The sequence below is a fragment of the Streptomyces sp. NPDC006384 genome (genome assembly GCF_042870695.1).
Classification (GTDB): domain Bacteria; phylum Actinomycetota; class Actinomycetes; order Streptomycetales; family Streptomycetaceae; genus Streptomyces.
The window spans coordinates 33954-48316 of record NZ_JBIAHR010000002.1 but is presented as its reverse complement, the minus strand read 5'-3'; the positions used below and the strand labels follow the sequence as shown (position 1 = coordinate 48316).

The 14363-nt window shown below is 72.4% G+C and carries 12 protein-coding genes; 3 read left to right on the top strand and 9 right to left on the bottom strand.

Going from position 1 to position 14363, the window contains the following annotated elements; translation table 11 throughout:
* Positions 1-66 precede the first annotated feature (66 nt).
* A complete protein-coding gene (gene nucS, locus ACFYOJ_RS02255) occupies positions 67-738 on the bottom strand; it encodes an endonuclease NucS (protein ID WP_356550212.1) in 672 nt (223 codons plus the stop codon).
* 280 nt (positions 739-1018) lie between these two features.
* Here nucS and ACFYOJ_RS02250 point away from each other — a divergent pair, with 280 nt between their 5' ends.
* Positions 1019-1411 carry an SCO5389 family protein gene (locus ACFYOJ_RS02250; protein ID WP_188185161.1) on the top strand — a complete coding sequence of 131 codons (393 nt, stop codon included), beginning with the start codon at positions 1019-1021 and terminating at the stop codon, positions 1409-1411.
* 116 nt (positions 1412-1527) lie between these two features.
* Here the strand turns inward: ACFYOJ_RS02250 and ACFYOJ_RS02245 are convergent, their stop codons facing one another.
* On the bottom strand, positions 1528-2556 hold the full coding sequence (locus ACFYOJ_RS02245) for an LLM class flavin-dependent oxidoreductase (protein WP_356550210.1): 1029 nt from the start codon (positions 2554-2556) through the stop codon (positions 1528-1530).
* 208 nt (positions 2557-2764) lie between these two features.
* On the opposite strand from ACFYOJ_RS02245, the gene ACFYOJ_RS02240 reads away from it, so the two are divergent.
* Complete coding sequence (locus tag ACFYOJ_RS02240) at positions 2765-3097, top strand: ATP/GTP-binding protein (RefSeq protein WP_356550209.1); 333 nt, start codon at positions 2765-2767, stop codon at positions 3095-3097.
* A gap of 7 nt (positions 3098-3104) precedes the next feature.
* On the opposite strand, the gene ACFYOJ_RS02235 is transcribed toward ACFYOJ_RS02240, so the two are convergent.
* The 7 genes from ACFYOJ_RS02235 to mce all read right to left on the bottom strand — a co-directional run bounded on the left by ACFYOJ_RS02235 (position 3105) and on the right by mce (position 12969).
* Positions 3105-3974 (bottom strand): ABC transporter permease subunit, encoded by an 870-nt coding sequence (locus tag ACFYOJ_RS02235; RefSeq protein WP_356550207.1) that lies wholly within the window; start codon positions 3972-3974, stop codon positions 3105-3107.
* Entirely contained in the window at positions 3971-5158 is a 1188-nt protein-coding gene (locus ACFYOJ_RS02230) for an ABC transporter ATP-binding protein (RefSeq protein WP_356550206.1), read from the bottom strand. Before ACFYOJ_RS02230 ends, ACFYOJ_RS02235 begins: the two co-directional genes overlap by 4 nt.
* Before the next feature lie 148 nt (positions 5159-5306).
* Positions 5307-6083, bottom strand: a complete 777-nt coding sequence (locus tag ACFYOJ_RS02225) for an ABC transporter permease (RefSeq protein WP_356550204.1) — start codon at positions 6081-6083, stop codon at positions 5307-5309.
* Positions 6080-7075, bottom strand: coding sequence for an ABC transporter ATP-binding protein (locus tag ACFYOJ_RS02220; protein ID WP_356550203.1), 996 nt, complete (start codon positions 7073-7075; stop codon positions 6080-6082). Before ACFYOJ_RS02220 ends, ACFYOJ_RS02225 begins: the two co-directional genes overlap by 4 nt.
* Positions 7076-7172: 97 nt before the next feature.
* A complete protein-coding gene (locus ACFYOJ_RS02215) occupies positions 7173-8108 on the bottom strand; it encodes a cellulose-binding protein (RefSeq protein ID WP_356550201.1) in 936 nt (311 codons plus the stop codon).
* Positions 8109-8314: 206 nt separating this feature from the next.
* A complete protein-coding gene (gene scy, locus ACFYOJ_RS02210; protein WP_356550199.1) occupies positions 8315-12295 on the bottom strand; it encodes a polarized growth protein Scy in 3981 nt (1326 codons plus the stop codon).
* 233 nt (positions 12296-12528) lie between these two features.
* Complete coding sequence (gene mce, locus ACFYOJ_RS02205) at positions 12529-12969, bottom strand: methylmalonyl-CoA epimerase (RefSeq protein WP_356550197.1); 441 nt, start codon at positions 12967-12969, stop codon at positions 12529-12531.
* Between the two features lie 149 nt (positions 12970-13118).
* On the opposite strand from mce, the gene ACFYOJ_RS02200 reads away from it, so the two are divergent.
* Positions 13119-14333 carry an acetyl-CoA C-acetyltransferase gene (locus ACFYOJ_RS02200; RefSeq protein ID WP_356550196.1) on the top strand — a complete coding sequence of 405 codons (1215 nt, stop codon included), beginning with the start codon at positions 13119-13121 and terminating at the stop codon, positions 14331-14333.
* The last annotated feature ends 30 nt before the right edge of the window (positions 14334-14363 follow it).

Below are 14363 nucleotides of genomic sequence, written 5' to 3'. Positions count from 1 at the left end.
GGGCCGGGTCCGCACCACGGACCCGGCCCCTCCCGCACACGTACGCCGGACAGGCCGCGGCCCGTCTCAGAACAGCCGCAGCTTGTCGTCCTCGATGCCGCGCAGCGCGTCGTAGTCCAGCACCTGGCAGCCGATGCCGCGGTCGGTGGCCAGCACCCGGGCCTGCGGCTTGATCTCCTGGGCGGCGAAGACGCCGCGCACCGGGGCGAGGTGGGGGTCGCGGTTCAGCAGCTCCAGATAGCGCGTGAGCTGCTCCACACCGTCGATCTCGCCACGGCGCTTGATCTCGACGGCGACCGTCCTCCCCTCGGCGTCCCGGCACAGGATGTCGACCGGACCGATGGCGGTCGGGTACTCGCGGCGGATCAGGGTGTAGCCCTCGCCGAGGGTCTCGATGCGGTCGGCGAGCAGCTCCTGGAGGTGCGCTTCCACGCCGTCCTTGATCAGACCCGGATCGACGCCCAGCTCGTGCGAGGAGTCGTGGAGGATCTCCTCCATCGTGATGATGAGTTTCTCCCCCGCCTTGTTGACGACGGTCCACACGCCCGCCTCGTCACCGGTGCCCTCCTTGAGGGTGCACGGCGGCGACATCCAGTTGAGGGGCTTGTAGGCCCGGTCGTCGGCATGGATCGAGACGCTGCCGTCCGCCTTGACCAGGATCAGCCGCGGGGCCGAGGGAAGGTGGGCGGTGAGCCGTCCGGCGTAGTCGACGGAGCAGCGGGCAATGACGAGACGCATGGTCGGCAACGCTACTCGACGCGCCCGTTCCGGCGCGATTCGCCTCCGTCCCGCACCTCCCGCGGAACGTCCCACTTCTCCCATAGGTCCCGTGTTGCGCACTGGCCGATTGTGTGCGTACCGGATCAGGCCCATCTGGGCATTCTCCTGGTGCGCTCCCGATCGGTTGCTTACGGTATTGAACGGGAGGTCGCGAGATGTGTACACAGCGTGTCCGGCATCGCGTGCTCCCTTTACTGTCCGGCAACCCCTGCTGGTCGGGGGTGCGAGAGGAGAACCCATGTCGCTCGACGTCTCACCGGCCCTACTCGAGAAGGCCGAGCGAGGCGAGGTCGACGAAGCAGAATTCGTCGACTGCGTCCGGACCTCCCTGCCCTACGCATGGGAGATGATCAGCTCCCTGGTGGCACAGCTGAAGGTCGACGGCGGAGCCTTCGCCGACAACCAGACGCCCCCGCCGGACGAGCAGGCGCGCGGCCAGCTGCTGCGTGCGCTCGCGAGTGACGCCATACGCGGTGCGCTGCAGCGGCACTTCGGAGTGCGGCTGGCCTTCCAGAACTGCCACCGGGTGGCGGTGTTCCCGTTGGACTCCTCCGTCGACGAGACGCTGGCCCGTTTCACCTCGGTGCGCAGCCAACTGCTGAACCAGTCGCCGGAACTGCGCGACTGCTGACGCCTCGGCCGTCGGCTTGCCGCTCCGTACGCGGGAGGTGCGGTTTCGTACCGGAGCGGCAAGCTCTCCGCCAAGACCCCTGCCGAAGAACGGCCGTTCGTCCGTCGCCGGCCCGTTCAGCGGAGCCGGGGGAGCACCTCGGCGCCGAGCCGCCGTACGTTCTCCTCGGTCGCCGCCAGATCGCCGGACCCCTCGACGAGCAGCGCGAAACGCGAGATCCCGGTCCGCTCGCCGGTCGCCGCGAGCCGGTCCGCGCACAGCCGCGGCGTGCCCACCGGGTGCAGTGCGCACAGCAGCTCGGTGTACTCCAGCGGGTCGCGCATCCGCCGGACGCGGCCGTCCACCGTGACATGGGCGTCCAGCCCCTGACGCAGCCAGCCCGGCATCGCCTTGAGCAGCGTCTCCGCCGCGTCGGCGCGCCGGTCCGCGATCTGGCAGACGCCGGCCGAGACATGGGCCGCCCCGAGGATCTCCGGCTCAGGCCGTCCGGCGGCGCGGGCGTGCCGCCGCCACAGGGCGACCATCTCGGCCTTCTCCTCGTCCCCGACGTGCATCCCGAGCAGCATCGGCAGCCCCCTCTCGGCGGCCGTGCGCACGCCGGCCGGGGAGGTGCAGGCGACCACGACCTCCGGGCCCGGCGCCTCCGACAGCGACTCGGAGGGACGCGGGACGACGGGCACCTCGCGAAACCGGAAGCGGCCTTCCGAGGCGCCGACGGCCGGCTCGCGCAGCCAGCGCATCAGCAGGTCGAGCGAGTCCGGGAAACCCGTCTCGTAGGCCTCCAGGCCCGCGCCGAACACCTCCAGGTCCACCCAGGGCCCGCCGCGGCCCACCCCCAGCGAGAACCGGCCACCGCTGGTGACGTGCAGCAGCGCGGCCTGCTCGCCGAGCGCGACGGGGTGGACGGTGGGCAGCACGCTGACCGCCGTGCCGACCCGGATGCGGCGGGTGCGGCCCAGCAGCAGCGCGGCCAGCGTCACCGCCGACGGACAGGTGCCGTACGGCACGAAGTGGTGCTCGGCCAGCCAGACCGTGTCGAGCCCCGCCTCCTCGGCGACCTCGGCCGAGCGGACCGCGCGGTGCAGCGCTTCCCCCTGGCCCTGGCCCGGGAACTGGGCGCCCAGCACGAAACTTCCAACGCGCATTGCTCTTCCTGCTTCCTCGGCTCCGACCCGGCGCTCCCCACCGGGCATAACCGGCCGACACGTGCCGAGGACACGGCCGGGCCGATGGATTGGCGGATTGTCTGCAGAATCGGCCGTCGCGGGCGGTCCGGGAGGGCCGGAAGGGCTCCGCGGCGCCGCGTAGGCTGGATGCCGCCGTGTCCCCCCGTACAGCTTCGTGAGGTGTCCTGTGTCCCCGCGCCGCAACCGCCCCAAGGGAGCCGGCACGTCCGGCCGGAGCGCCGGGGACGACGCCCCCGGCCGTTACGGCGGCTGGCAGTCGTCGGAGAGCTGGCGGGGCGAGGAGTGGAGCGTGCGGCACGTGGCGGGCTCCAGCGCGCACGGGAAGTCGTACCGCTGTCCGGGCTGCGACCAGCTGATCCCGGACGGCGTCCCGCACGTGGTGGCCTGGCCCGGGCACACCGGCGTGGACGACCGCCGGCACTGGCACAAGTCCTGCTGGAACGCGAAGGACCGCCGCACCACGAGGGTGCAGCGGTCCCGTAACGCGCCGAGGTACTGAACGCCGGTCAGACGTCCCGCTTCTGCAGCAGGGCGTAGGCGCCGGCGAACGCGGCGGCCGCCAGGCCGAGCATGATCCACAGCGGGTCCCAGCCGGACGGGCCGGACTCCGACAGCGAGTCGGAGTAGAAGACGCCGAGCTGGTTCGGCACGGAGTACTCGAGCATGACCCGCTGCACGTCCTGCAGCGACTCCGCGAACATGAACATCGCGATCACCATCGGCGCCAGCACCAGGCCGATCATGAGGGTGATGGCACCCGCCGAGTGCCGGATGACCGAGCCGGCGGCGAGCGAGAGCAGGCCGAGCAGAGCCATGTAGAGCGAGACGCCGACGGTCGCCTTCAGCCACTCCTCACCGGTGGGGTTCCGGGCGCCGTCGCCCTCCAGCATCGTCACGTGCAGGAAGGCGACGAGCGTGGTGGAGACCAGCGTCACCACGAAGGCGACCAGGAAGAAGACCAGGCCCTTGGCGACCAGCACCCGGCCCCGGCTGGGGCAGGCGGTCATGGTGGTCCGGATCATCCCGGTGCCGTACTCGGAGGCCGTGGTCAGCACGCCGAGCGTGATGACACAGGCGGTGCCCAGCAGCAGGCCGATCATCCCGAGAGTCAGCACGTTCTCGCCCGACACGTCCGAGGAGGAGGCGGCCACCAGGGCACCGGCGGCCAGACCGACGCCCACGATCAGCAGCACGTACACGCCCAGCGTCCACATCGTGGAACGCACCGACTTGATCTTCGTCCACTCGGAGGCGATCGCGTGGCCGAGGTGCGTGGGCACCACCGGGATCGGCGAGGTGTAGACCGGGTACGGCGCGGCGGGCGCCGCCTGCCACTCGGGCGCGGCCTGCGGCATCGGGGGCTGGGGCGTGCTCATCGGGCGTCCTCGGACTCGGTCGGGTCGGTGACGGGCGCGGCGGGCGCGGGCGGGGTGGCCGGGGGAGCGGACGGAGCCGGGGCGGCGGGCTGCGCGTACGGGTTGTGCGGCGCCGCACCGGCAGCCGGGGCTCCGTACGGGCCCGCGGGGGCCCCGCCGCCCTGGGGCGGCGGCGGGGCGTACCAGCCCGGCTGGCCCTGGCCGGGCACCGGCGGCGGGGGCTGCGCACCGGGCGGCAGCTGCTGCTGCAGCCCGGCCTTCTGGTCGACGGTCGACCGGTAGTCGACGGCGCCCTGCGTCATCCGCATGTACGCCTCCTCCAGCGAGGCCTGGTGCGGCGACAGCTCCCACAGCCGTACGTCCGCCTCGTGGGCGATGTCGCTGATCCGGGGCAGCGCCAGCCCGGTCACGCGCAGCGCCCCGTCCTGCTCGGGCAGCACCTGCCCGCCCGCCTCGGTCAGCGCGGAGGTCAGTTTCTCGCGCAGCTGCGGGTCGCCGTCCGGGACGCGCACGCGCGCGAAGTCGGCCGAGTTCGCCGAGATGAACGCCGTCACGCTCATGTCGGCGAGCAGCCGGCCGCGGCCGATGACGATCAGGTGGTCGGCGGTCAGCGCCATCTCGCTCATCAGGTGCGAGGAGACGAAGACGGTACGGCCCTCCGCCGCGAGCGCCTTCATCAGGTTGCGCACCCACAGGATGCCCTCGGGGTCCAGGCCGTTGACCGGCTCGTCGAAGAGCAGCACCTGGGGGTCGCCGAGCAGCGCGGCGGCGATGCCGAGCCGCTGGCCCATGCCGAGGGAGAAGCCCTTGGACCGCCGCCTGGCCACGTCCTGCAGGCCGACCACGCCGAGCACCTCGTCCACGCGCCGGGCCGGGATGCCGGACAGCTGGGCGAGGCTCAGCAGGTGGTTGCGGGCGGACCGGCCGCCGTGCACGGCCTTGGCGTCGAGCAGCGCGCCGACCTGACGGGGGGCGTTGGGCAGCCTGCGGTACGGGTGGCCGCCGATCGTCACATGGCCCGCGGTGGGGTTGTCCAGGCCGAGGATCATGCGCATCGTCGTCGACTTGCCGGAGCCGTTGGGCCCCAGGAAGCCGGTGACGGCGCCCGGCCGTACCTGGAAGGACAGGTCGTCCACAGCGGTCTTGTCGCCGTAGCGTTTGGTCAGGCCGACAGCCTCGATCATGCTCCGCACCCATCGAAAGGTTCAGGACAGCAGGGCACACGCCCCCGTAAGGGTTAGGAGGATACCGAGGCGCTGACGGTTCCGTTCAACTCCGAGTGGAAAACGGCCATCTGTGAACGTTCAGGGGTCTGCCGGGCGTCCGTCCTGCCTAGGCGTCCCGCCGCTTCAGCACGACGTAGCCGCCGACGAGTGCCGCCACCACCCACAGCGCCATGATCCCGAGGCCGCCCCAGGGGCCGTACGGGGTGTCGTCGTCGACCGGCGTCACGACCTGCATGATCTTGCTGCCGGCCTGGTCGGGCAGGAACCGGCCGACCTTCTCGGTCACGTCGACGTTGCCGAGGATGTTGGAGATCAGGAAGAAGAACGGCATCAGGATGCCGAGCGACAGCATCGGCGAGCGCAGCATCGCGGCGACGCCCATCGAGAACACCGCGATGAGGGTCATGTAGAGCCCGCCGCCGATCACCGCCCGCAGCACGCCCGGATCACCGATCGACGCCTTCAGGTCGCCGAGCATCGCCTGCCCGAGGAAGAAGGTGAGGAAGCTGGTGGCCATGGACACCACCAGGGCGAGAGCCGTGGCCACGGCGACCTTGCTGAACAGGAAGGTGCCGCGCTGCGGCACGGCCGCCAGCGAGGTGCGGATCATGCCGGAGCTGTACTCGTTGCCGACGACCAGCACACCGAACACGATCATCGCCAGCTGGCCGAGGCTGGTGCCGGCGAAGCTGATGAAGGTCGGGTCGAAGGAGAGCCTGTCCTGCCGGCTCAGGTTGTCGAACTCGCTCTTCGACAGCGCCGCGATCAGCATGCCGAGGGCGACGGTGACGACCACGGCGAGGGACAGGGTCCACACCGTGGACGCCACCGACCGGATCTTGGTCCACTCGGACCGGACGACCTGTGTCGCGGGCGTACTCATCGCTGCCTCCACTCGCTGCCCCACTGCTGTGCCCGCCCGGGCCCGCCCCGCCCGTCCGGCTGTCCGGGGGCGGCCGCGAGCGGCTGTCCGTCGTGTGCGTGGTACTCCACCGACTCCGCCGTCAGCCGCATGAACGCCTCCTCCAGCGAGGCCCGCTGGGGGCTCAGCTCGTGCAGCACGATCTGGTTCCGCGCCGCCAGCTCGCCGATGACCGCCGCCGTGTCACCGTCCACCTCCAGCGCCTCGGCGCCCGCCTCGACGACCGTGATCCCGGCGCCGTGCAGCACGTCGAGCATCCGCTCCCGCTGCGGGGTGCGGATGCGGACGTAACTGCGCGAGTTCTCCTCGATGAACTCGGCCATCGAGGTGTCGGCCAGCAGCCTGCCCTGGCCGATGACGACCAGGTGGTCGGCGGTCAGCGCCATCTCGCTCATCAGGTGGGAGGAGACGAAGACGGTACGGCCCTGACCGGCCAGAGTCTTCATCAGATTGCGGATCCAGTGGATGCCCTCGGGGTCCAGGCCGTTGACCGGCTCGTCGAACATCAGGATCTGCGGGTCGCCGAGCAGCGCGCCGGCGATGCCGAGCCGCTGGCCCATGCCGAGGGAGAACCCCTTGGCCTTCTTCCTGGCGACCGCCGACAGGCCCACGGTGTCCAGCACCTCGTGCACCCGCCGGGACGGAATGCCGTTGGCCTGCGCCAGACAGAGGAGATGGTGGTAGGCGCTGCGCCCGCCGTGCACCGCCTTGGCGTCCAGCAGCGCGCCGATGTGGGTGAGCGGGTTCTTCAGCCGGTCGTAGTGCCGGCCGTCGATGCGGACGTCCCCGGCGGTGGGCCGGTCCAGGCCCAGCACCATCCGCATGGTGGTCGACTTGCCCGCGCCGTTCGGCCCGAGGAAGCCGGTGATGATGCCGGGTCTGACGGTGAACGTGAGGTTGTTGACCGCCACCTTCTCGCCGTAACGCTTGGTCAGCCCCTCGAGCTCGATCATGCGGTTCACGCTAGAACGGGACGAAGCCCTCTGCCACCCCAGTGGCAGAGGGCTTCCCTCATGTTCTGCCGTTGTCCGGCCGCAGGATGCCCGGGCGTCAGCGGGTCTGCTGGGCCGGCACCCCGCGGGAGACCGAATCGTCCTCGGACGGCGTGCCGGCGGCGGCCACCGCGGCGCCCGTGAGGGTCGCCAGCATCTCGCGCACGTTGGTCAGCTGCGCGTTGATGGAGTCGCGGCGGTTGGTGAGGGCGGCGAGCTCGCGCTCCGATTCCGAACGGATCCGGTCCGCCTTGGCGTTGGCGTCGGCCACGATGTCCTCGGCCTGACGCTGCGCCGTCTCCACGGTCTGACGGGCGCGGCGCTCGGCGTCGGTGCGCAGCTTCTCCGCCTCCAGGCGCAGCTGCTCCGCGCGGTGCTCGATCTCCGCGAGGCGCTTCTCCGCCTTGGCCTGACGGGAGGCCAGGTCCCGCTCGGACTGCTCCCGGCGCTTGGCCAGGTTCGTCTCGAAGTCGGCGGCGGCCTGCGCGGCCTTGGCGCGGGTCTCCTCGAAGAGGGCCTCCGCCTCCTCCCGCTTGGACTGCGCGTCCTTCTGCGCCTCCGAACGCAGCTGGGCCGCGTCGCCCTTGGCCTTCTCGACGATCCGGATGCCCTCGTCCTCGGCCTTGGCCTTGCGCTCCGCGGCGTACGCCTCGGCGTCGTTGCGCACCTGCTGGGCGGCCGACTCGGCCAGCTCGCGGTGCTGCTCGGCGGCGCGCCGGGCCTCCTCCCGCAGGTCCTTCGCCTCCTCCTCGGCGAGACGCAGGATCTTCTCGACCCGGGCACCGAGACCGGCGTACGACGGCTCGGCGTCGTTGATCTGGGCCTGGGCGTTCTGGGTCTCGAGGTGGAGCTCCTCGATGCGCTTCTCCAGAGCGGTGATCCGGGTGAGGGCGCTGTCACGGTCGGAGACGAGCTTGGAGATGCGTTCGTCCACCTGAGCGCGGTCGTACCCACGCCGAACAAGCTCGAAGCCGTAGGGGGAAGTGTCGCTCATGGGGTTCCTGTCGAAAGAGACCGGTGAGGTGATAGAGGGAATCCTAGGCGCCCATGCGGTGTGTCATCGAGCGGATGCGTGTTTGATCCGGAGAATGACACCTCTTTTGAGTGGCTGACCCGCGGATGGCTTGCCAAAGTCCGGGACAAGGCCAACCAGGAGCCGTGGCAGAGCCTTCCAGGACACACGGAAACACCCCTCCGGCGCTAGCCGTCCGACGACTTGCCACCCGAACGGGGCGCCCCGATGGTCGCCCCGGCCTTGACCCCGCTGTCCTTGCCGCCCGCCGGCGCCTCGAAGGACTCCAGCGCCTCCAGCACGTCCTGCACCCGGGAGATCTCGGCGTTGATGTCCTCGCGGCGCCGCACCAGGATCTCCAGCTCGCGCTTGCCCTCCTCGACCGTGCGCCGGGCCTCCCGGACCGCCTCGGCCTTGAGCTCCTCGGCCTCCTTGACCAGCCTGGCCTTCTTCTGCTCGGCCTCCTTCAGCAGGCCCTCGGCCTTCTTGACGGCCGCGATGCGCACCTTGCCGGCCTCGGAGTTGGCCTCCGACACCAGCTCCTTGGCCTTCGCCTCGGCCTTGGCGAGCTGCTCCTCGGCGGCCTTGACGAGCGCGTCGCAGCGGTCGCCGGCCGACTTCATCGTCTCGGCGGCCTCACGGCGGGCCCGCTCGTGCAGCTCCTCGATCTCCGAGGTGAGGCGCTCGCGCAGCTCCTCCGCGCGCTCCCTTATGGCCGTCGCGTCCCGGCGGGCGCCGACCAGCAGCTCGTCCGCGTCCGTACGGGCCTTCTCCACCCGGGTGTTGCCCTCGATCGTCGCCTCGGCGACGATCCGGTCGGCCTCCGCGCGGGCCGCGCCGACCATCGTGTCGGCCTGCGACTCGGCGTCCGCCGTGGCCTTCTGCGCCTGCTGCCGGGCCTCGGCGAGCAGCTTGTCGGCCTCGGCGGTGGTCTTCGCGAGGAGCGTGTCGACCTGCTCGGCCGCCTCCGAACGCCGCTTGTTGGCCTCCTTGCGGGCCTCGTCCAGGGTGCGCTCGGCCTCCTCGCGGGCGGCCGCGGTGACCCGCTCGGCCTCCGCCGCCGCCTCGGCGCGCACGCGCTCCGCCTCGGTGCGGATCCGCTCCGCGTGCTGCTGCGCCGAGCCGACCGTCTCGGCGGCCTCGGCCCGCAGCCGCTCCGCCTCCGCGGTGGCCTCCGACAGCAACAGCTCCGCCTGGGCGCCGACCTCGGTCCGTACCCGCTCGGCCTCGGCGGCCGACTCCGTGCGCAGCCGCTCGGCCTCCTCGAGGGCGGCCGTGGTGACCCGGTCGGCCTCCGCCGCCGCCTCGGTGCGCACGCGCTCCGCCTCCGCGGCCGTCTCCGTACGGATCCGGTCGGTCTCGGCCGCGGTCTCGGTGGTGAGCCGCTCCGCCTCGGCGCGCGCCTCGGTGATCAGGGTGTCCGCCTGCGTCGCCGCGTCGGACCGGATGCGGTTGGCGTCCTCGCGGGCGTCCGCACGGGTGCGCGCCGCGCTCTGCTCCGCCTCGGCGATCGTGTCCGAGGCCTCCGTACGCACCCGCTGGGCGTGCTCGGCGACGTCCGCGCGGATCCGCTCGGCCTCCGACATCGCCTCGGACATCGTCCGCTCGGCCAGCGCCTTGGCGGCCTCCGCCTCCTCCTGCGCCTCCCGGCGCAGCCGGCCCGCGTCCTCGCTCGCCCGCTCCCGCTCCGCGTAGGCGTCGGCGCGGACCCGGTCCGCCTCCTCCTCGGCCTCGCGCCGGGTGCGCTCCGCCGCGTGCTCGGCGGCGCTGCGCAGCCCGGTGATCTCCTCCTGGGCCTGCTCGTGCAGCCCGGCGACCGACTCCCGCACCTGCTGCGCGTGCTGCTCGGCGGCCGACACCGTCTCGGTGGCGCGCCGGTCGGCCTCCTCGACCAGCCGGACCGCCTCGGCCTGCGCCTCCTCCACGCGCTTGCGCGCCGAGGCCAGCAGTTCCTCGCTCTGCTCGCGGGCCCGCTCGCGCTCCTGGCCGGCCTCCTGCCGGGCGGCGCCCAGCAGCTCCTCGGCCTCGCGGCGGCGCCGGGCGGCCTCCTCCTGCGCGGCGGCCAGCGTCTCGGACGCCTCCGCGGCGATGCGCTCGGCGGCGGCCTGCGCCTCCGCCCGCATCCGGTCCGCGCTCTCCTGCGCCTCCGACTTCAGCCGCTCCGCCTCGCTCGCGGCCTCCGACCGCAGGCGTACGGCGACGGCCTCGCCCTCCGCACGGGACGCGGAGGCGTCGGCGGCGGCCTCGGTGCGCAGCCGCTCGGCCTCCGTCTCGGCCTGCTGCCGGAGCGTACGGATCCGCTCCGCGGCCTCGGCGCGCAGCCGCTCGCTCTCCTCGGCGGCCTCGCGGCGGATCCGCTCGCCCTCCGCGCGGGCCTCGGTCAGCGCCTGCTCGGCGGCGCTTTGGCGCTCCTCCGCCTCGGCGTGCAGCCGCGACAGCTCCTCGGCGGCCTCCGCCTGCCGGGCCTCGACGGCACGCTCGGCCTCCTCGCGCAGCTCACGGGCGGCGCGCTCGGCCTCCGCCTGGAGCTCCTCGACGCGTTCGGCGGCCTCCGCGCGGTGCCGTTCGGCCTCCGCGCGGGTGCGCTCCAGCGTCTCCTCGGCCTGCCGGCGCAGCGTCGTCGCCCGCTCGATCGCCTCGGTGCGGACCTTCTCGCTGTCGGCGGTGGCACTCTGCCGCAGCTCCTCGGCGTCCGCCTTGGCCTTGGCGAGCAGTTCCTCGGCGGTCTTCGCCGCCTCCTCGATCTGCGCCACGGCCTCCTTGCGGGCCTCGGCGCGGATCTTCTCGCCCTCGGCGACCGCGTCGGCGCGCAGCTGCTCGGCCTCGCCGCGCAGCCGGCGCGCCTCCTCCTGCAGCTCGACCGTCTTGGCGCGGTACTCCTCGGTGTCGTCCTTCGCCGCGCCCTTGAGCTGCTCGGCGATGTCGTGCGCCTCGGCCCGCAGCCGGTCGGCCTCCGCCTCGGCCTCGCCGCGGATCCGCTCGGCCTCCTCGACGGCGGCCCTCGTGGTCCGCTTGGCCTCCTCGGACGCCTTGTTCAGCACCTCCTCGGCGGTCCTGGCGGCCTTGGACAGCTGGGTGGCCGACTCCTCGGCGGTGACCGTACGGGCCCTCTCGGCGGCCTCGGCGACGATCTTCTCGGCCTCGGCGCGGGCGTCCGCGACCAGCTGCTCGGCCTCGGCCCTGGTGGCCTCCGCGTCCTTGGTGGCCTCGCTGACCAGCCGGGCGACCTGCTCCTTGGCGGTGCGGGTGCGCTGCTCGTTGGCCGACTCGGCGCCGGCGAGGGCCTTGGCCGCGGCCTCCCTGGCCTCGGCGACCAGCTTCTCCGCCTCGGCCTGCGCCTTGCGCAGCGCCTCCTCGGCCTCGTTCATGCGCTGTTCGGCGGTCCGGCTCAGCTCCTGGGCCTGCCGGCGCGCGGTCTCCGCCTCGCTCGCCGTGGAGCTGCGCAGCTGCTCGGCGTGGTCGGCGGCCTCCTGGGCCTGCGTGGAGGCGGCGTTCAGCAGCCGTTCGGCGTCGGCGCGGGCGCGGCGCAGGATCTGCTCGGCCTCGGCGCGCGCGGTCTCGGCGTCGTTCCGCAGCCGCTGCCGGGCCTCGGAGGTCAGCCGTTCGGCCTCCGCGCGGGCCGCGGCCAGGGCCTGCTCGGCCTCGGCGCGGGACTCGTCGAGCAGCCGGCGGGCCTGCTGCTCGGTGCGGGCGCGCAGCTGCTCCGCCCACGCCACGTTCTCGTTGACGTGCGACTCGACGGTCTGCCGGCGCTCGGCCAGCTCCTGGTCGAGCTGCTGACGCCGGGTCACCGCCTCCTGGTGGAGCTCGGCCTGGAGCCGGGCGGCCTGCTCGGCGTGCTCCTGGAGGATGCGCTGGGTCTGCGCGCGGGCCTGGCTCAGCTCGCGTTCGGCGTCCGCGCGCAGCTGGTCGGCCTGCATCTGCGCGTTGCGCAGCAACTGCTCGGCCTGGTACCCGATGTCGCCGCCGTCGAAGGCGGGCCGGGACATGATGGTGCGCCGCGCCTCGTGCAGCTTGGCGCGCAGCACCTCGACCTGGTAGCCGAGGTCCTCGGCGTGCTGGATCGCCTTTTCCCGCTCGGTCCTCAGCCGCTTCATCTCGGCCTCGAACCGAGAGAGGTGGTCGACGTCAGCCGCCGGCTCTCGCTCCTGGCTCTCGTAGCCCCGCACTGCGCGGTCCCATCCGTCCCCTGGTCGCAAATCCCTTAGAACGGGCTCCGTCCGTCCACCGGACGGGGCCCCCGGGGGAATGGTGTCAGATCGACGGCGGAGCACGGGCTGCCGCCCCGTCGCCCGCCCCCGGAACACGGACCCCGGCGGTCCCGGCACCGACGGCGACAGGACCGGGTCACCCTGGTTGAGCGGCGACCGCACCCAACCCTACCGGCCCCTTTGTACGAGGGTCAGTGCTCAGGTGCCTCGACGGGCGCGGAAGTGACCAGTTCCGTCAGTACGCCGTGGCAGTCCTTGGGGTGCAGGAAGGTGATCCGCGACCCCATGGAACCGCGCCGCGGCTCGTCGTACAGCACGCGTACGCCCTTGCCCCGGATGTCCGCGGCGTCCGCGTCGACGTCCGCCGTGCCGAACGCGATGTGGTGCACGCCCTCCCCGTTCTTCGCCAGCCACTTGCCGACCGCGGAGTCCTCCCGGGTCGGTTCCAGCAGCTGGAGGTACGAGGCACCGCCGTCCGACGTATCGTTGATCTTGAGCATGGCCTCGCGCACGCCCTGCTCCTCGTTGACCTCGGTGTGGAACACCTCGAAGCCGTAGGTGGCACGGTAGAACTCGACGGTCGCGTCGAGATCGTGGCAGGCGATTCCGATGTGGTCGATTCGCGTCAGCATGGATTCAGTGCAGCGCTCCCCGGAGGGTTGCGCAACGTGCGGGCGATCACACCGGCAGCACGGTGACGGGCGGGATACCGCTCAGTACATTCGGGTAAACCCTCGTTCACTCCTCGGCCTGTGCGGGCCGGAAAAGGGGATCGCAGCTCATGTCTTCCGCAACTTCTGGAACGAACGGCACGACCTCCGTCATCGTCGCGGGTGCCCGCACCCCGATGGGGCGGCTGCTCGGCTCGCTGAAGTCCTTCTCCGGGGCCGACCTCGGCGGCTTCGCGATCAAGGCCGCCCTGGACCGCGCGGGGATCGGCGGGGACCAGGTCCAGTACGTGATCATGGGGCAGGTGCTCCAGGCCGGCGCCGGCCAGATCCCGGCCCGCCAGGCCGCGGTCAAGGCCGGCATCCCCATGAACGTCCCCGCGCTCACCGTCAACAAGGTGTGCCTCTCCGGCCTCGACGCCATCGCCCTCGCAGACCAGCTGATTCGCGCCGGCGAATTCGACGTGGTCGTGGCCGGCGGTCAGGAGTCCATGACCAACGCCCCGCATCTGCTGCCGAAGTCCCGCGAGGGCTACAAGTACGGCGCGGTCCAGATGCTCGACGCCATGGCCCACGACGGCCTGACCGACGCCTTCGAGAACATCGCCATGGGCGAGTCGACGGAGAAGCACAACACCCGCCTCGGCATCGGCCGCGAGGCCCAGGACGAGATCGCCGCCCTGTCCCACCAGCGCGCCGCCGCCGCCCAGAAGAACGGCGTCTTCGAGGCCGAGATCACCCCGGTCGAGATTCCGCAGCGCAAGGGCGAACCGGCGCTGTTCAGCAAGGACGAGGGCATCCGCGGCGACACCACCGCCGAGTCGCTGGGCAGGCTGCGCCCGGCCTTCGCCAAGGACGGCACGATCACCGCGGGTTCCTCCTCGCAGATCTCCGACGGGGCGGCGGCCGTGGTCGTCATGAGCAGGGCCAAGGCCGAGGAGCTCGGCCTGGAGTGGATCGCCGAGATCGGCGCCCACGGCAACGTGGCGGGACCCGACAACTCTTTGCAGTCGCAGCCGTCCAACGCCATCCGGCACGCCCTGAAGAAGGAGGGCCTGGAGGTCGGTGATCTCGACCTGATCGAGATCAACGAAGCCTTCGCGGCGGTCGCCGTGCAGTCCATGAAGGACCTCGGCGTGTCCACCGAAAAGGTGAATGTCAACGGCGGCGCCATCGCCCTGGGCCACCCCATCGGCATGTCCGGTGCCCGGATCGTCCTGCACCTGGCGCTGGAGCTGAAGCGGCGCGGCGGCGGCATCGGCGCGGCGGCGCTGTGCGGCGGCGGCGGCCAGGGCGACGCGCTGATCCTCCGGGTGCCCAGGGCCTGACACCCTCTTCCCCACACGTACGCGCTACCC